At 40.0% G+C, this 18,341-nt stretch carries 18 protein-coding genes and 1 riboswitch; of the genes, 4 read left to right on the forward strand and 14 right to left on the reverse strand.

The genetic code is table 11. The features are described 5' to 3' along the window. The first annotated feature begins 37 nt into the window (after positions 1-37). Positions 38-628 carry a TetR/AcrR family transcriptional regulator gene (locus J2S11_RS01745; protein WP_307390048.1) on the forward strand — a complete coding sequence of 197 codons (591 nt, stop codon included), beginning with the start codon at positions 38-40 and terminating at the stop codon, positions 626-628. A gap of 68 nt (positions 629-696) precedes the next feature. On the opposite strand, the gene J2S11_RS01750 is transcribed toward J2S11_RS01745, so the two are convergent. Both J2S11_RS01750 and J2S11_RS01755 read right to left on the reverse strand, forming a co-directional pair. Then, positions 697-1,122, reverse strand: a complete 426-nt coding sequence (locus J2S11_RS01750) for a hypothetical protein (RefSeq protein ID WP_307390050.1) — start codon at positions 1,120-1,122, stop codon at positions 697-699. A 42-nt stretch (positions 1,123-1,164) separates the two neighbouring features. Further along, positions 1,165-1,875: a GNAT family N-acetyltransferase gene (locus J2S11_RS01755; RefSeq protein ID WP_307390053.1), complete on the reverse strand. Its 711-nt coding sequence runs from the start codon at positions 1,873-1,875 to the stop codon at positions 1,165-1,167. Between the two features lie 150 nt (positions 1,876-2,025). Here J2S11_RS01755 and J2S11_RS01760 point away from each other — a divergent pair, with 150 nt between their 5' ends. Together J2S11_RS01760 and J2S11_RS01765 are read left to right on the forward strand one after the other, a co-directional pair. After that, complete coding sequence (locus J2S11_RS01760) at positions 2,026-2,895, forward strand: carbon-nitrogen hydrolase family protein (RefSeq protein WP_307390056.1); 870 nt, start codon at positions 2,026-2,028, stop codon at positions 2,893-2,895. A 248-nt stretch (positions 2,896-3,143) separates the two neighbouring features. Beyond that, complete coding sequence (locus tag J2S11_RS01765) at positions 3,144-3,953, forward strand: DUF6612 family protein (protein ID WP_307390059.1); 810 nt, start codon at positions 3,144-3,146, stop codon at positions 3,951-3,953. 314 nt (positions 3,954-4,267) lie between these two features. Here the strand turns inward: J2S11_RS01765 and gcvH are convergent, their stop codons facing one another. The 11 genes from gcvH to J2S11_RS01820 form a co-directional block, all read right to left on the reverse strand. Next, a complete protein-coding gene (gcvH, locus tag J2S11_RS01770; protein ID WP_307390063.1) occupies positions 4,268-4,651 on the reverse strand; it encodes a glycine cleavage system protein GcvH in 384 nt (127 codons plus the stop codon). A gap of 45 nt (positions 4,652-4,696) precedes the next feature. After that, positions 4,697-5,059, reverse strand: coding sequence for an arsenate reductase family protein (locus tag J2S11_RS01775; RefSeq protein WP_307390066.1), 363 nt, complete (start codon positions 5,057-5,059; stop codon positions 4,697-4,699). A 162-nt stretch (positions 5,060-5,221) separates the two neighbouring features. Next, complete coding sequence (locus tag J2S11_RS01780) at positions 5,222-5,800, reverse strand: cob(I)yrinic acid a,c-diamide adenosyltransferase (RefSeq protein ID WP_307390068.1); 579 nt, start codon at positions 5,798-5,800, stop codon at positions 5,222-5,224. A gap of 100 nt (positions 5,801-5,900) precedes the next feature. Then, complete coding sequence (locus tag J2S11_RS01785; RefSeq protein ID WP_307390072.1) at positions 5,901-7,460, reverse strand: adenosylcobinamide amidohydrolase; 1,560 nt, start codon at positions 7,458-7,460, stop codon at positions 5,901-5,903. Next, complete coding sequence (locus J2S11_RS01790) at positions 7,457-8,521, reverse strand: FecCD family ABC transporter permease (protein WP_307390075.1); 1,065 nt, start codon at positions 8,519-8,521, stop codon at positions 7,457-7,459. The genes J2S11_RS01785 and J2S11_RS01790 overlap by 4 nt, the downstream gene beginning before the upstream one ends. Next, positions 8,487-9,518: an ABC transporter substrate-binding protein gene (locus J2S11_RS01795; protein WP_307390078.1), complete on the reverse strand. Its 1,032-nt coding sequence runs from the start codon at positions 9,516-9,518 to the stop codon at positions 8,487-8,489. The genes J2S11_RS01790 and J2S11_RS01795 overlap by 35 nt, the downstream gene beginning before the upstream one ends. A 354-nt stretch (positions 9,519-9,872) precedes the next feature. Then, positions 9,873-10,061: riboswitch (cobalamin riboswitch) on the reverse strand. 136 nt (positions 10,062-10,197) lie between these two features. Next, positions 10,198-10,458: a hypothetical protein gene (locus J2S11_RS01800; RefSeq protein ID WP_307390081.1), complete on the reverse strand. Its 261-nt coding sequence runs from the start codon at positions 10,456-10,458 to the stop codon at positions 10,198-10,200. A gap of 97 nt (positions 10,459-10,555) precedes the next feature. Further along, entirely contained in the window at positions 10,556-11,593 is a 1,038-nt protein-coding gene (locus J2S11_RS01805; RefSeq protein WP_307390083.1) for an AbrB family transcriptional regulator, read from the reverse strand. A 336-nt stretch (positions 11,594-11,929) separates the two neighbouring features. Further along, positions 11,930-12,274, reverse strand: a complete 345-nt coding sequence (locus J2S11_RS01810; RefSeq protein WP_307390086.1) for a DUF3221 domain-containing protein — start codon at positions 12,272-12,274, stop codon at positions 11,930-11,932. Positions 12,275-12,372: 98 nt separating this feature from the next. Continuing rightward, positions 12,373-13,185, reverse strand: coding sequence for a DUF2797 domain-containing protein (locus J2S11_RS01815; protein ID WP_307390089.1), 813 nt, complete (start codon positions 13,183-13,185; stop codon positions 12,373-12,375). An 85-nt stretch (positions 13,186-13,270) separates the two neighbouring features. After that, the gene (locus J2S11_RS01820) at positions 13,271-14,464 is read right to left on the reverse strand and encodes an MFS transporter (protein WP_307390091.1); all 1,194 of its coding nucleotides are present in this window, start codon (positions 14,462-14,464) and stop codon (positions 13,271-13,273) included. Positions 14,465-15,064: 600 nt separating this feature from the next. Here J2S11_RS01820 and J2S11_RS22365 point away from each other — a divergent pair. Beyond that, positions 15,065-16,744: a methyl-accepting chemotaxis protein gene (locus tag J2S11_RS22365; RefSeq protein ID WP_307390093.1), complete on the forward strand. Its 1,680-nt coding sequence runs from the start codon at positions 15,065-15,067 to the stop codon at positions 16,742-16,744. 472 nt (positions 16,745-17,216) lie between these two features. On the opposite strand, the gene J2S11_RS01830 is transcribed toward J2S11_RS22365, so the two are convergent. After that, positions 17,217-18,134 carry a proline dehydrogenase family protein gene (locus J2S11_RS01830; protein ID WP_307390096.1) on the reverse strand — a complete coding sequence of 306 codons (918 nt, stop codon included), beginning with the start codon at positions 18,132-18,134 and terminating at the stop codon, positions 17,217-17,219. Positions 18,135-18,341: the final 207 nt, after the last annotated feature.

Below are 18,341 nucleotides of genomic sequence, written 5' to 3' on the forward strand. Positions count from 1 at the left end.
CATTCATTTATCGATATTCTATCACAGGGGTGATTCCATGGCAAGGAGTAAAAACATCGAAAAATACCACGCCATTCTCAATGCGGCCCTCACTGTATTCGCTCAAAACGGCTTCCACCGTTCCTCCGTATCTAGCATTGCCAAAGAAGCTGGCGTTGCTGACGGTACCATATATATCTATTTTAAAAATAAAGAAGAGATTCTGGTTTCCGTGTTTCAAGAGCGCTTAGGATATCTAATTGAAACCTCTCGTGCCCGAATTCAAACGGCTACGGATGCCAAGGAGGCGCTAAAAGTTATCTGTCATACCCACTACTCAGAATTAGAAAATCATTTAGATTTGGCCTACGTCACTCAAATTGAATTAAGGCAAAGCTCGTTCGATATGCGTAAAGCGATTGGTCAAGCGGTAAAGCCTTACATTACTCTAATTGAAGGTGTCTTACAAAGAGGTGTAGACGAGGGAAGCTTTCGTTCAGATCTTGATTTGAAGCTGACAAGGCTTCTGCTTTTTGGGGCTATGGATCAAGTGGTCACCTCCTGGCTTATGGCGGGACAAAAATATTCTTTGACGAAACAAGCAGAGGGAACAGTACAGTTTTTTATCAATGGCTTAACGGCAAAATAAGCATGCCTAATTACTCAGGCATGCTTATCTTTTATAGTGGCTCTTTAAATAGCCTTCTTTTTAACAATTCATCCTTTAGGTTGGGCTTGTGTTCTTTGATGTTTCTTCAATCTATCACTTAAAACATGTAACCTGTGAAAAAGATCTCTTTCCCATTCTTTATCCTTTAGCTTCTTGGCTACAGACAGTAAATCTAACGCTTGATCAATCTGAGACTTAATAATACCGATCATAGGCATTTCCTCAACATCGATACAATCGGCAAATATTTCACTCATATCCTTGAGATCTACATAATCGTCAAAATAAATCTCTGGTGCCTGATCACTTTGGGCGTAATCCGCTAGGATCTCATAATCATCTTTTATCTTAGGATGGACTTCAACAGATTGACAGATAGGACAGTACAGTATAGGTACTTGATGGATATATGTTTTCTTATGCTGTAAACTCCCCATTGTTCCAAGCATACTAGCTCCACAACAAAAGCTCATCTCCTACGCCCTCCTTTTATTTGAAAAATTTAAAAATAGTGTTCACCTATTGTATTCGTGCTCAAGATCAATATTCCTCTTTCGATACAGAAATGGATTTCTCCATTCCATGAGGACGGCACAGTTACAGGAAAGGTGGTCTTCACAATAATTATACACTACCTTTACTGGCTTGCGCCCGCATTTTAACATAAAGGTTATCACCGGATCGCGGCGAACTCCAGCAATAACCTCCTCTAAGTACTCTTCTGGACTCATTTGCTCAGCTACTTTATGATACCCAGGCATTCTAACCGCTCCAAGAAGCCGCTCTAAGCCCAGCTCAATCACTAGAAAATAAACAGCCTGCATGAATAATCTACCAAGTCCCATCATGCGATATTGTGGAGAAACAATCATATCGGCTACATAAAGTGTATTACCATTAGGATTATGTCTTCCTTTAAGCATACCTTCATTGGTTATAAAATCCCAATCATGAGTAATTCCTCTGCGGTCATCTATAATTAATGTCGTCATACTTCCAACAATTTGACCTTTATACTCAGCACATAGAGCTCCTTCTGGAAAAATCTCTACATGTTTGGCGAGCTGTGTATCATCCCAAAGGTCAGCTTCTGGGAAAGGTGGAGGATAGCATTCTCTCTCGATTTGCCTAATGGCAGCGAAATCCTGTTGATTGTAGTTGCGGATTTTAATCTGCTCAGCTTTTTCTCCCTCTTGTCCTAATACCATCATTTCTAAATGTATCATGCTCTTCTTTCCTCCATCACCGTTTCGCTTATATGTATCTATTTCCCTATTATATCCATCGACAAACTATTTCTTGCACCTATTCTTCTCCTAGCACTCCCATGCAATCTCTGTTAGAATAGGCTAGATGATGCAGTTAGGAGGGATTTTATGACCAAGCTTAGAATTACGGCGGTTCAGCATTTAATGAGACCGATTACCGTATTTGATCAGTTTGCTGATCAGGTTTCAAGTTATGTTCGTGCAGCACGGGACTGGGACTCCCAGTTTGTCCTTTTACCTGAGATGTTTACCTTGCAGCTCCTTAGCTTTTTTCCACGCAGGGATCCGCAAACAACCATTCGTTTGTTGCATGAATTTACAGAACGTTACATTACACTGTTTCAAGAGCTCGCTCAAGAAACAGGATTATATATAGTTGCTGGAACACATATGGTTAAAACAGAGGATGAAAAAATGTACAATATGTCCTATCTTTTTCATCCAAACGGGCATTATGACTGTCAGCCGAAGGTGCATTTAACTCCTTATGAAAAATCAGCATGGTTTGTCCATGGGGGTGAGGAGTTCAAGGTGTTTGATACGGCTCACGGTAAAGTAGCGATTCTGATCTGCTATGATATTGAGTTTCCAGAAGCAGCACGAATCGTCAGTGATATGGGTGCTAAGATCATCTTTTGCCCTTCCTGTACGGATGATGAGCACGGTTTCCACCGTGTGCGGTTTTCCTGTCACGCTAGAGCGATAGAGAACCAGGTGTACGTTGTGCATACAGGAACAATAGGCTGGCTACCGAACGTTCAATATATGGAGGGGAACTATGGAGAAGCAGCTATTATTGCTCCAAGTGATACCGTCTTTCCACCTAAGGGGATTATCGCCAAAGGTCAGCCTAACATCGAATCGATTATTACAGGAGACATTGATTTAGACCTGTTAAAAGACCTCCCTGAAAAAGGCTCGGTTAGAACGATGCAGGATCGTCGTCCAGAAATTTATAAAAAGTATATTCAGTATTAGGATGGTGGACATGGGTATATTTCCCCATTTTGATACCATGATAGCTAAAACTTAGATTTTCCTGGGTTATTAGTATAGAATAGATGGGTAAAGAAAATTGAATACATGAAACCTTGCTTGATGTGTTTCGTATGTATGAGAGTAGAATAACTAATTCTTAGCTTATAAGCTGCTGTAGCTAAGACTAGTTATTTCTTATTTTCAGTCCTTAATTAGGATAAACAAACGTTTGGAGGAGAAAAAAGGTTATGAAAAAATGGATGTTGATTTTGACTTTAGCTGCCAGTGTGCTAGTACTTGCTGCTTGTGGGACAGAAGCTGATAGCAGCGATGTTCAAAACGCCCAGGAAGTATTTGAAAAATCGGTTAATGCTATGGAGAGCGTTAACAGCTATAGTATGAGTATGGATATGGAGCAAGAAATCCCATTTGGAGATGAAGTATTAAATACAAGTACATCAATGACAGGGGATCTTGTCCTTGTTCCTCTAAGTATGCACCAAGTCATGAATATGTCAGTTCCTGGTGAAGGGACTATGGAGATGGAAATGTATTTAACAGAGGAAGGCGTGTACATGTCCGACAGTGAATCAGGGATGTGGATGAATATGCCTGAGGAGCTGTTTGGAGATCTAATGGATTTAGAATCTATGCAGACAAATCCACAGGAAGAGCTTGAAAGACTTGCTGAGTTCGTTGATGATTTCAGCTATGCTGAAGAAGGAGATTTCTACGTATTAACCTTATCTGCTTCTGGAGATAAATTCAAAGCACTAATCATGGATACACTGGAAGAGGTTACTGGCGGAGACGAATTGCTGGCTGAAGCGTTAGAGGATATTGAGATTCATCAGATTGATTATGAAATTAAGATTGATAAAGAAACATATTATCAGACTGAGCTAGTGATGGATATGGATTTCACTATTACAGCAGATGGTGAAACGGTAAGAATTAAGCAAAAAGTAGATGCCACATTCTCTAACTTTAATGGTGTAGATGAGATTGTAGTTCCTCAAGAGGTTATTGATTCTGCTGTTGATTTAGGTGGATTCTAATCTGCTTTCATGCAGCCTGTAACGGACATATTTGACTGTTAGATGAGGTTTTATCCTTGATTTGAATTCTAACGGACATATTCTACCCTTAGAATGAAAATTTAAAGCTATTGAACCCATTTGAACCGCTAAGATACAATTATGACCGTTAGAAGTTTTGGAGTTCGAAAAAGCGCCTCTAAGGTATACTTATGACCGTTAGAGCCTTAATAGCAAGACCCGAGCAAGGATTAAACTCATCCATTACTCGGGTCTGTTTTTAATTTTACTAGGAGATAGCATTGTCTCCTATGATTTGAATAGCTTAATTCGTCTTAGTCTTGAGATACCATCTTCTCATAGTCTTCAGCAGACATAAGGTTGTCCAATTCACTTTCATCAGACATTTCAACGACGATCATCCAGCCGTCCCCATAAGGAGCTTCGTTCACTAGCTCAGGAGAATCCTCAAGATTTCCGTTAACTTCAAGAACCTTGCCGCTTACAGGAGAATAGAGTTCAGAAACGGTTTTTACCGATTCAACGCTACCGAAAGAGCCATCCTGCTCTACTTCGTCTCCTTCTTCTGGAAGCTCTACAAAAACAATATCTCCTAGCTCAGATTGAGCAAAATCAGAAATCCCTATGTATGCTTTATTTCCTTCTACTCGTACCCATTCATGTTCTTCACTATATTTAAGCTCTTTTGGTAAGTTCACAACTCATCCCTCCATCAATATCTCTTCATCTTCGATACTATCATACTATTTTCCCCAAGCGTCTGCAAATAGATTATCTTTGAAACCAATGGTTACCTTAGAGCCGTCGGTCACAATTGGACGCTTAATGAGCATTCCGTCTGAGGATAATAGCTCAAGCTGCTCATCCTCCGATAAGTTTGGTAATTTATCCTTAATCCCTAATTCACGGTATTTCATTCCACTTGTATTAAAGAATTTCTTTAATTCTTCTCCTGATTGAGACCATAGCTTTTTCAGCTCTTCCTTAGTAGGAGGATCCTCGGCAATATTAATTTCATTAATTTCATATCCTTGATTCCCGAGCCATGCTTTAGCTTGTCTGCATGTCCCACACTTAGGGTATAAATAGGCTGTTAGCTTTGCCATCTTTCATGCTCCTTTCTCTGCTGTGTCTACCTGTATTTTATCACATTACGAGAACTCTCCCCACTCCACAAGCTCTGAAGCTCATAATGATTTTCTTTTATCATTTTATTTAATTATTCCTCTACTAACCCAATATAGGCTATAAATTACTTGCCTAATAAGCTACTCTTTCTCCTCACTCCGGAAGACCTTGGCTCCTCGTACATACTCTACATCCTGTCGACCAGCTCTTACGTTTATCACCCGTGCTAAGGCAAATAAGTAATCTGATAACCGATTCAAATATTGTCGTACAAAAGGGTTCACAGCTTGACGTTGAGTTAGAGTTACCACACAGCGTTCTGCTCGGCGAACGACAGTCCGAGCCAAATGAAGCTGTGCCGCTGCCGTGGTTCCACCTGGCAAGATGAATCTCTCCAGCTCTGGAGCCTCTTGGACGTACTCATCAATACGTTGCTCAAGAAACGTGACCATCTCTTCATGAACCTTGTAGGGATACTTCTCCTCAGCTCCTGCCTTCATACTTAAATCGCTACCACAATCAAATAGCTCATGCTGAATATTCTCAAGCTCAGCGATTAGCTCCTTGGTCTCCACCGGTAGCAAGGAAACAACCACACCAATTTGACTATTAGCCTCATCAACCGTACCGTATGCCTCAACCTGAATATCGTCCTTGTTCACACGACCACCAATAATACTCGTTTTTCCTTGGTCACCCGTTTTCGTGTAGATTTTCATAGCTACGCTCCTTCCAATTGATTTAATAAGTTTTGTATACCCTTTCATATTCCTATAGCAAGCGTACACTTTTTAAATTGTGGAGACAATCAGCTGATCATTACCTATTGCCCTTTAGGTATCTTTCTATCGCCTGATAGGTTGCTTCATAAACGACCTGAGCGATCCCTTTACCAATAATTGTACCTGAACCAGCATAGGCTGTTCGCTCTCCTCTTTGAGAGCTTGCTATACATAAGCTATCAGTAGCTGTACCAGTAGCTAGTGTCCCCGTTTGTTTATCTTTAATCTGGTGAGCAGCTAGTGCTTTTGTTTTGGCTTCCGTTGCAGACAAACTAGCATTAACCAGAGCCCCATCAGATAGATGGGCATCCACAAAAACAAACACATTAATCGTACCTGCCCTTCTCACCTGTTGAGGTTCTGTATCCCCAATAATATCCACAGGGTTCCCCACTCCTGCTGTAACAACAGCAGCAAAGGAAACGCCGTGAAAGCTTCTCGTACAATGAACAGCATGCTTAAGTGGAACAGCCGTCATCATCCCAATCGCCTGATTAGGTAATATCCCTTTTTCCATCATCCAGCTTGAAACATCCTCCTGAGGATCAGAGCAAACGTAATCCTTAGTCACATAAAAATTGCAGTAATCCTGCGCCCACTGTATCCCTTCTCCCCAAACGGCATTGGATATCGTCCGGAAAGGCTGGTCAAGCTTAATATGGAGTAGTTCTTCAACCTGCTGAATGCTATACATCTCTACTAACGCTTTTTCTTGCTTTGAAATATGATTTTGAGTAGATAAATAAACCTGTGGCTTAGCTACGTCAGGATGGGTGGTAGCTTGCACCTGGACCTGATAGACCTCTTCAAGCTGCTTACTATTTTTGAGTAAGTTAGGTTCACCCATCTCCTTCACAGTACCAGCATCTAAAAGGACAATCCGATCTGAGTAAAGTGCTGCTAAATTCAAGTCATGAAGAATTGCTAGAACAGTTAGCTTCCTTGTTTTCTGCCACTCCTTTAAAACCTGCAAAAGCTCATAGGAATGGTGAATATCTAGATGGTTCGTAGGCTCATCTAAAAAGAGAAGCTTAGGCTCTTGAACTAATGCTTTAGCTAACAAAACCCTCTGCTTCTCTCCACCGCTTAGCAGGCGAAAGGGAATATCTCTAAAAGCAGCAACATTCGTAAGCTCCATCACCTCATCCACTTGTTTCTGATCCTTCTTCGTATACGTCTGGAACCAGCCCCGTTGAAAAGGATACCTTCCTAACTGAACAATCTCCTCAACGGTAAAGTCGAAGCTAACCTGCTCCTCCTGAGAGAGTACAGATATAACTCTAGCCTTTTCAACCGTTGAATAGCTTGATAATGGACGACCAAATAGATGAACCTCTCCTGAATGAATAGGTAAGAGTCCTGTGACCAGCTTTAAAACCGTAGATTTACCACTTCCATTGGGACCAATTAATGAGAGAAATTCACCTTCTAGAACTTCAAAGGAAATTTCTTTAACAACAAGTTGATCGTCATAGCCCCCTGATAGCTGATTAAGCTGTAAAACAGCATTCATTGAAGGGGACACAGGAGAAGATAAAGGAGAACCTACCTTTCCATGCTGTTCCTTAGTATATGGTAAACGCTTGGAGTCCGTCACATCCTTACTCTCCTTCCACTGCGGTTTCTAATCAATAAGTAAGCAAAAACTGGGGCACCAATCAAAGCCGTAATGACCCCTATAGGTAACTCCTGAGGAGCAATAATTGTCCTAGAAAGAAGATCTGCGAGAATAAGAAAAGAGCTACCAACAAGAACAGACAAAGGTAAAACATGCTTATGGTTCGGACCAATGACCAGTCGTACAAGATGGGGAACAACAAGCCCTACAAATCCAATCATTCCTGAAACAGCTACAGCCCCTCCCGTCAAAAGGGAGGCTCCAATTAAAATATAAATCTTTTTCCGATTCACGTTGACCCCAACATGACGAGCTGCTTCCTCTCCTAATGCGAGTGTGTTCAATTCACGATAGTGCCAAATGATAACAATAGCCCCGAGTAAAAAGAAAGGGAGTACCAAGCCAACATAGCTCCATCCCCTCATCCCTACACTACCCATAATCCAGTAAATGATCTGGCGTAGTTCTGTCCCACTAAGAGCAATAATTAATGAGATAAAAGCTCCTACAAACGAGCTAATAATAATGCCCGCCAGAATGATAGTCTGTACCGCCATCCCTCGCCCTGAAAGACGTGTTAAGCTGTAAACCAACAGTAGCGTAAAAAAACCACCCGCAATTGAAAATAAAGGAAGGGTAAAGCCCTGTAGACCAACCAAAGTGATTTGAAAAAATATGACAGCTACTGCTCCTAACGCTGCTCCTGATGAAACACCAATCGTATATGGATCAGCTAAGGGATTACGTAATAGCCCCTGGAATGCCGCTCCTGCAAGAGCTAATGAAGCTCCTACAATACCTGCCAAAATAACCCGTGGAAGACGAATTTCCCAGATAATCATGGCTACCTGTTTTTCTATCTCTAATCCCAACCCAAGTCCAACACTCTTTTCTAAAAGAATATGCACGATGTCCTTCATTGGGATGGTGACACTACTATAAAATAATCCAAGAAGGCTTGTTACAAGAACAAGCCCTCCACAGCAAACATAAAGTAAAATAATTCTATTCAAAGATTTCCGGGTAAATATGCTTGGCAAGTGTCTCCACCCCATCAATTAAACGTGGACCTGAACGTGTTACTGTATCCTCATCCACCTCAAATACTTGTTCATTTTTCACAGCGGGCACCTCTCCCCACCCTGAACGATTCATAACCTCTTCTTCAACATCCATATAACTACCATACGTTGCTATAATCACATCGGGATTAAGCTGAATAATCTCTTCCTCCGTCAAGCTCACCCAGCCTTCATGTTCTCCAGCTATATTCACCGCTTGGATGACTTGCAACATCTCATCCATAAATGTGTTTTTCCCTGTTGTAAAAATATCTGGCGAAGGAGATACCTCAATCCAAACTCGTTTTGGTTCCGTAACAGCCTCTGCTTTTTCTTTTACAGCTGCTAAACGCTCCTCCATCTCAGCAATGATATCCTCAGCTTCTGTAACAGCTCCAGTGGCTTGCCCAATTAGACGAAATGTATCATATACATCTGCAAAACTGGAAGCATCCTGTACCGCTATAACGTGAATGCCAACTTCTTCAAAACGCTGAACCGCTTCAACCTGCTGATTATATTGAGATTGAGAAATCAATAATAGGTCAGGTGAAAGAAGTAGGATTTCCTCCTCATTCATTTCCATATCCCCTATTTTAGCAACATCTTGGGTTTCAACAGGGAAATTACACCAAACGGAAACTCCAACCACTTTTTCACCCAAGCCTAACGCATAAACCATTTCTGTATTACTTGGAAAAACAGAAGCAATCGTTTCTGGCTGCTCCTCAATTGTGATTTCATTTCCTAAACCATCTGTAATTGTAATGGGAAAGCTAGGCTCATTGTCGCCAGCCTCTTCCCCCTCAGCTTCACCTTCTGTGCTAGGAGCTTCTTCTCCCTCTATTTCCTCTTGATTACCCTGTGGTGCTGGATCAGCGTTATCTGTACCACATGCTACTAATCCTAACGTCAAACAAACGATAAGAACTAGGCTAAGCAAGCCCCATTTTTTCCATAGTTTCCACGATTCCATGTTTTCATTCCTCCTACTGGTTCCCTCTAGGTTGATTCATTTATTGGTATAGAGCTCATTAGAAAAGCTTCCTCTAATGATGGACTAGACAACCTCTTCGAGAAGACTTCTATACAAGCTTTTCTTATACTATCAACCTCTGAATTAAAAAAGTCTGATAGTAAAAGAACACCTTTCCAATGAAAAGGTGCTCCAGCTAATGAATACAGCACACAGACCTAATGTTAACCGGTAACCTTGTCCCTTATCTTTATCCTGCACATAAGGAATATAGCCATGGTTTGTTTAGGCAACAGTCTCGTTGACTGCCTTGCTGCTTCTAGCTTAAGCTTCCTTTTCCTCGAAGGATACTTAAGACCCTATGCCAAATAGGCAGGTCTCCTGACTTACGCATCATCAAGGCTGACTCCCTTCCCATGAGGTTCACAGTGGTTTTTTCGTCGCCTTTTCGCGTTTACAGTGGCGGGACCGCGCTGGACTTACACCAGCTTCCCTTTTCCTCATTCCATTTACTAAAATGAGACCTATTTGGATATGTATCTTGCTATATCAGTCTATAGCAAGCATATTGCATATTTTAAGCTCTCTATGCTTCATTATATAGATTAAATTGAACAAAGGCTAGGTTGAGATTACTATAAAAGGCTAATAGGAGCCTTATCCAGCCTTTTCCTTTCACTTAGAAAGCTAAAATAGAGCTCATGACGATTGAAAAAATCATACACATACTCAGGGATAGCTTACCTTTTTTGTTGGATACCCTTTTTAAAACCACCTGTTGCATCGTCTCTCCCAAAAATAGATACCCTATGATTATTAAAGGAAAAGTCACTATATTGGACATATTTCTAGTAAGAATAAAGTCTGTAATCAAAACAAATAAAAATCCAAAAAATAGACTTAAGGCTGTATAATACGGGTAGGATACAGCTTTCTTCATACGTATCCTCCTTCTGCAAACGAGCACAGCTTTGGTAATTTAAGAATATTATAATATTTAATCTAAAAATTGTAAAAGCTGTATCTTCATTTATTATTTACTGCTTACGAGCTCTAGCTCTAAAAAGCAAATGGGCTAACACGGGCATCATAATAAAGATGGTAATTAATCTCGTTAATTGAAGGCTCGCCACAAGTGACGCATCTAGTTGTAGAAAATAGGCAGTTGAAGCCATTTCTGCCGCTCCCGCAGGCACCGAGCTTAGTAAGCTCATGAGAAAATCTAAGGGAGATGAAACGGTAAATAGATATGCAACAGCAAAGCTAAATCCATAAAAAGTGAACAGCAGGAGAATCCCATACTTTCCTACCTGCTTCAGCTTTTTGAACGTTTCACGAGTAAATCTTAAGCCAATAATTCCGCCCAATAAAAGCTGCCCTATGGCTACAATTAAGGATGGTGGGTTATCAATATCTAAGACAAATTGATTCAACAAAAAACCAAATAGCATGGCATAAAGGAGTGTACCGGCTGGAAGCTTGTACAGCTTAGAAAGGTAGATAGCAAGTATAATAATAACTCCTATGACTAGTACTTCAGTAAAAGTAATAGAGTAATCACTAAGGTTAAGTCCTGTTTTACTTGGAAGTGGATTTGTTATTCCTACAAGTATAGGAATGGTAAGAACATATAAAAAGATTCTTGTCGAGTGAAACGCAGCTACAATAGGCTCATTTGCCCCGTATTCTTGACTTATTGCTACCGCTTCAGACGCCCCCCCAGGGATAAAACAAAAAAAGCTTGTCACAGAGTCCAAGCCTGTCAGCCTATGTAGCAAATGTCCAAATACAATCCCAGCTGCTAATAACAAGCCGATTGCAACAAATAAAGGAAGAAAAAAATGCAGCAGGTTAGAGAAAAAGCTCATGTTCATCATAAACCCAATATTGACACCAACTAGAGCTAAGGCAAGCTTAAACACAGAGTCCGAAAATTGTAACTTTCCAATCCATAAACGATAAAAAATTCCCGTTAGTAAAGCTCCAATTAGCCAGCCTGCAGGAACTTTTAGTAGTGTAAAAAGTAGCCCTACAAGAGTGACGGCTAAAAGGAAGAGTGTCTTTTGTACGGCCATGTCATCCCTTCTTCTTAGTCTGATCTTCGTCGTTTTATTTCTACTAAAAGTATAGCATATTACTCTGAAAAAAGTGATGGAACTCCTTGAATAATAGAGGATACGCAATGAACAGATACTTATTGAATAATAGGAAAATAGAGAAATTAAGGCTTCGGCTTACCAAAGGAGCATGTTTATTAGCTTCAATTGAGGAGTGAATATTACTTAAGACCTAATTTTTATTATTTAAAACCCCCTTTTTAAATTTTAAAAAGGGGGTAGTCATTAATAATACTCTTATGTCGAGTTTACTGTAGTTCCAATGGAGGCTTGCTACCAAGAGTGAAACCTAATTCACCTTTCTACGATTTCAATTTCAATAGCTGTTGTCTGCAAAGGATATGAATCATCAACATTACCATGTAATACGGAGACCTTGTCTCCTATATTTAGACTTTCTATTGCTGGTGATAGATCTTTAGGAACATCTATCCACACTGCCTGTCTCCTTTCCACCAGCAGATCATTTACAGACATTGAGTTCATTTCATCTTCCGTTATATCAGTCATTACTAAAATCCTCTGCTCTTCTTTATCGACAATGTATCCTTTAGATGTCATTCCCTGCCCAGGGAAATCCTCCGAACAACCACTTAAGAATAATACGATTAACACGAACCCCATCGTGATTTTTTTCATATGAATCCACCTCCTTACCTTATAATTGAAACTCCTTCTCTGCCTCATAATTGAAACCCCTTCTCTACTAGTATAGTTAAGAAGGGGTCTATTATTGCTTAAGCTGACTGAGCATCTCGGAAAACTTCTATAGAGATATGATAGCCTGCATACTTTCTCATGTTAATTACACCGTGCTGAAAAATCAGGTACTGTCCTTTTATTCCGATCAAACGATCTTCAAACAAAGGCTGCTTATCTAAATTATAGGATTTAATTTTATCTATCGCTTCAAGCTGTGGATATGTAAACTCGACCATTTCCTCTTCTCTTAAGATAAACCCCTGGAATTCCTCTGGTACATACTCTAGAATTTCTGCACGCAAGGCTAGTAAATCTAAGTCTGGGACATCTCCCTGTAGCATTTTTCTCCAATTCGTTTTATCCCGAACATGCTCACTTAAAGCGACCTCTAGCTCACCAGCCATTTTACGAGTTGGTAATTCGGCAATAGGCACGGCCATCACTGCCCCTTGATCACCCCAACGCTTAAGCTGATTGTTTTTCCTGGTCAGCCCTACTTTAATATCACTACTAATAGCTAAATAGACATAGTGAGGGATCATACAATGAGCTTCTCCCCACTCAGGGTCACGGCAGGTTCCCTGGTCAAAATGACATTCATGAGGCTTTACAATACATAAATCATTCTCAGGTAGCTTCTTAAAGCATGGGTAGCAATACCCCCCATTGAAAGATTTATTGGATTTCCTACCACAATGAATGCACTCTATTTTCCCTTCATATTGAACGGACAGCGTATACCCAAGCCATTCATTTAAGGGTAGTTCCTCTTCTTGAAATTTCACACTATAGTGTAGAGGGTCGTTGTAGCTATGTTTCAGTCCGTGTAATACACCTTTAATCTGCATGTTTCCCTCCTGTAATTTTAGTAGATATATTGTCTATTGTTTAGATGGTCTGTTGTTAAACTATTAGACTACCTTCTATCAAGTATTATTCTGTTACTCGCTGGTTAGATGCTTCTTTTTGTTCTCTAAAAACAACTCCAGCCATGAGTAGAAAAAGTAACATACCACAGATGGTCAAATAAATACTTCCTTTTTCAAACCACTCAAGTGTTATTCCTCCCATTAGTGGTCCAAAAATACTTCCAAGGGCAAAGCTGATCCCTGCCATTACGTTCCCGGTAGGGAGTAAGCTTTTGGGTAACAAATCAGCCATATATGTAATCCCAAGAGAGAATAATGAGCCTACACATCCACCTGCTAAAGCAAATAGAGTCAAAAGAAGAATCATGTTTGATTCTACGAAGCTAGCTGCTCCGAAAAAGAGAAATCCTAAGCAAATAATAGCTAATAAAATCTTCTTACGCCCCACACGGTCACTCAGCATTCCTAAAGGAAGCTGCGTTACAATACTTCCTGCAACAAAAGCTGGTAGCAGGATAGATACCCAATCTATCGTTATCCCTACTCTGAGAGCATAGATAGGAAAGCTGCCATGCAGAGAAGCTTCTAAGAAACCATAGCCAAAGCCTGGTAATAAAGCAAACCAAGATAATCGTAGAACTCTTCTATATTTTGACCATGTTCCTAGCTTAGAAGCGGTTGTAATCTCATTATCTGGATATTCGTTTCGTAAGCCAAGTAGAAACAGCCAAGCTAATAAACTCGTTCCTGTAGCTATGATAAAAGGCAGAAACTCATTTACCTCTAGAAGTCGAGTCATTAACGGTCCTATGCCAAATCCTAAGCCAAAAAATAGCCCATATATAGCGATATTCCTACCTCTTTTATCCTCCGGGCTTGTGGAGGTTATCCAGACCTGTGTAGCAAAATGAAGCATATTATCCCCTATTCCCACTATGATTCTGAGCATAAACCAAAACCAAAATACCTGCCAAAATGGAAATAGAATAATAGATACGATCATAAGGAACAGACCAGCAACAGCTACAGGCTTATACCCAAAGCGTCGAACAGGTTGCTCAATAAATGGAGCAATAAGCAAAACCCCGATATATAGCGCCGCTGCATTTAATCCGTTTAAGGACGGAGGAACTCCTATTTGTTCAAGCATAATCGCTAAGAGAGGGAGCAGCATCCCTTGAGCAAATCCAGCGATTGCTACCATAACCACTAGCACCCAAAAGCGGTAGCCAGGATGATTTGTTTGTGTATTTTCCACTTCTATTTTCCTTCCCTACCTTTTGCAAACTTTCATATAAGAAAAAACTAGTATCGTACATTATCTTACACCAATTCTATCAGTGAATTCTATATAAGAACACGAGAAAGTTTGATCTGTTAATATCACATATAGAATGACCTATTAATCAGCAGCTTTAATAAATAATGCAGGTAACATAGAACATCGGGGCTGTTCCACAGGTAGATTTCTTTACTTTGGGACGGCCCCTATACATTTATACCGATGCACAACTTTATTAAAGTTAAAAATGTAAATTTATTAAATATTTGCATATATCATTCAATTCATTATTAATTCTTCCGATATAGTAAGTAAGAGCTCTTCGATTACCTAAACTTTTGCATAAATTTTGTTCATATTTTTCTCAAAATAGTAGATTATGTCGAATAATTTGGTTATGATTTAATGAGGGAGATAGAACTAAGACTTTAGTAATGGTTATTCACCATAATATAGCATCATTGCTATTATTCATCATCTTTACATACTATGTTGAACAACATGAATAAGAAGCTAAAATCTATGACAATTGGAGTGCTCAAGGAAAAGTATGGGAGGAAAATAAGGGGGAAGCTTATGAAAAGTTTACAGAAAAAGATTTTAGCTGCTTTTGGTGTGATTTTTTTGCTTTTGGTTGTTGTTTCTGGTGTAAATTTAGCCGGGAATCTTTATTTCAACCAGCAGGTAAAAGAGATTGTTGAAGAAGATATTCATGTTTTAGTCAAAGGGGAGCAATTGCTTTATAGCATGTCTCAACAAATCTCTCTAGTGACAGCTTATGTAGCCATGAGAGAGGATGCCTACAGATCAGATTTTAATACGTTAACGGCGCAAATTAATCTAATTCAAGAGGACATTTTGGTCAGCAACTCCTCTGAAGAGCTTCAGACTCTTATTAATAGAGGCGTTGAATGGCGCAGATTAGCGATCAACTCTGTTTTTGATGCTTACGATTCCGGAGATAGAGTTGCTGCTTTAAGGAATCTTAAAGAAACCGTAGTTCCGCAAGGTAATGAAATTATGGACGAAATCTCAGCTTTTGCTTTAAATCTTGAGAATGAAATTAATTCTGCTGGTGACAGAGTTCTAATTACAGGTAATGTCATTATGCTGTTGAGTTTGGTAGCAACTGTAGCTGCCATCGTAGTTGGAGTGCTTATCGCTCTTACTATGGCTAGAAAAATTACAAAGCCTATTTTAGAGGTCGTAAAAAGAGCTAATTTAGTGGCTGAAGGTGACTTGAGTGGGGAGCATTTACAAACTAGCTCCAAGGATGAGTTAGGCCAGTTAACGATTTCCTTTAATAACATGGTCGATAATTTAAAAGGATTGATTAAACAAGTGACAGCTAGTTCTGAGCTTTTAGCCTCCTCATCGGAGCAGCTTAGAGCCAGTGCTGATGAGACGTCACAGGCTACAAATCAGGTGGCTACTACGATTCAAGAAATTGCAAGCGGGGCAGAAACGACTGTACAAAGTACGAGTGAAAGCTCTAGGGCAATGGAAGAAATGGTCATTGGAATTCAGCGTATTTCAGACAGCTCTAGTCTAGTGTCCGAATCTTCACTAGGTGCTTCTCAGCAAGCGACTGTTGGTAATGAGAGGATCTTAAAAGCGATGGATCAAATGACTGAGATGAATACCCTTGCTGGTGATACATCAAGCTATGTCAAGCTACTAGGAAAACGGTCAGAGGAAATTGGTAAGATCATTGAAGCGATTACCGACATTTCTAATCAAACGAATCTATTGGCCTTAAACGCAGCCATTGAGGCAGCTAGAGCTGGTGAGCATGGCAAAGGCTTTGCTGTTGTAGCTGATGAGGTACGTAAGCTAGCTGAGCAGACGAAGGATTCTGCCGACCAGATTTCAGCTTTAGTTAATCAGGTACAAGGGGACACGGCCAAAGCAGTTGATTCTACTAATAAAGTTACATCAGGTGTGGTGGAAACAACGAGCATGGTTAAGGATGCTGGTGAGGCTTTTCAGCAAATCGTAGAACGAATTAATGTGGTTGCTGCTCAGATCCAAGAGGTTTCTGCTCTTTCTGAGGAAATGTCCGCTAGCTCTCAGCAGGTGGCTGCCTCTGTTGAACAGGCGTCACAGATTTCTCAGGAATCCTCTAGTCGTACGCTAACGATTGCTTCTGTTACTGAGGAGCAGTTAGCTTCTATGGAGGAAATTTCAGCCTCCTCTGAAGCGCTAAGCGTGTTGGCTACTGAGCTTCAGGAAACAGTGAGTAAGTTTAAGGTTTAAATCTATAGGTATTTGAAGGGCTTAATTAAAAGAAGGACTGTCCTCCACTAAATATTCAGTGGAGGACAGTCCTTCTCTTTTTTGGGAAGCTTCGACGAGGCTTAAAGAAATAGATTTAAGTGCGAAAATACAACTATTTCAAATTTTATAGAGTAGTTTCAATCATTGAAGTGCAAAAATACACTTATTTTCTCATTCGAAGAGCAAATAGAACTATTCATGGAGAATGAAGTGTATTTTTGCATTTGATTACTCATATTCGTTAAATTTGTCATCAATGAAGTGTATTTTTGCACTTCATTGCCTACATTTTTATCTATCATTAGGTGAGAAGACTCCTTCCTCAAAAGTGAAGCTTTAGGTGGGAGATGAATCACCTTTTTTGTGTAGCACAATTCCAAGCTATTCATCAGTTGGAAGCACCACTTCAAATACCTTTGGTGTTAAGTGGTGGTAGCTCACGATAGTTAAATTAGCCTTTAAATATCCCTTTAATGACAAAGCCAACATTAGCTGGACGTTCAGCTAAACGACGCATGAAGTAGCCATACCAGTCGTTCCCATAAGGCACGTAAATACGCATTCTGTAGCCCTCTTCGACTAGCTTCTTCTGTAGGTCGGTGCGAATGCCGTACAGCATTTGAAATTCAAATTGATCAAGGGCAATTTGCTCTCTTTTTACAAATTCCTTAACATGTTCAATGATAAACTCATCATGAGTAGCAATCCCCGCATAATGACCATGCTTAAGCTGCTGCTCAATATTCTTTTTGTAGTTCTCATCCACGTCTTTCTTCTCGGGGAACGCTACCTTAGGTGATTCCCTATACGCCCCTTTTACTAAACGTAAATTCGTGTTCATCTCGGCTAATCGATCGATATCCTCTTCACTGCGATACAAGTAAGCTTGAATCACAAGGCCTACGTTGTCATAATCTTTCCTTAGCTCGTTGTAAATATCAAACGTTTGTTCAATATGAGCGTAGTCCTCCATATCGATTCGAACAAAGTTGTTGTACTTTTTAGCCGTTTCCAGGATTCTACGCATGTTCGTTAAGCATAGCTCTCTTGAAATGTCTAAGCCCATAGAGGTCATTTTTAAAGACAGATTTGAGTTCACCTTTTCTCTGTCCATAGCCTCCAAAGCATCAACACAATGCTGCGCCATGTGATTGGCTTCTTCTTCGTTATACACGAACTCACCAAGATGATCGACCGTTACGAGCATACCCTCTGCATTCAGCTCCTTAATAGATCGCAGAGCTGCCTCAAGAGTCTCCCCTGCAACAAAACGTCCTGCCCCAAAACGCAAGCCATATTTCTTAGCCATTCGATTAAAAAATTTATTTTTTGCCATAAATAAGAAAAAGTTCTTTAATAATTGCTCCATTTCCTTCTCTCCTGCCAATGATAGTGTAGTTATTCTTAACCTATAAATATCCAAAGCAAGATTGATGCCAACTTTGCAAGCTCGATTTTAGCCCTTTTATGAACGAAATTCCTATTTCCTTCAAAATTATTGTATAATAATTGTACACTATTGTATTTTTACTGTTAACTAATTAAACAATATTGTCTATATATATGACACTACTAT

It is taken from the genome of Bacillus horti (assembly GCF_030813115.1).
Lineage (GTDB): Bacteria > Bacillota > Bacilli > Caldalkalibacillales > JCM-10596 > Bacillus_CH > Bacillus_CH horti.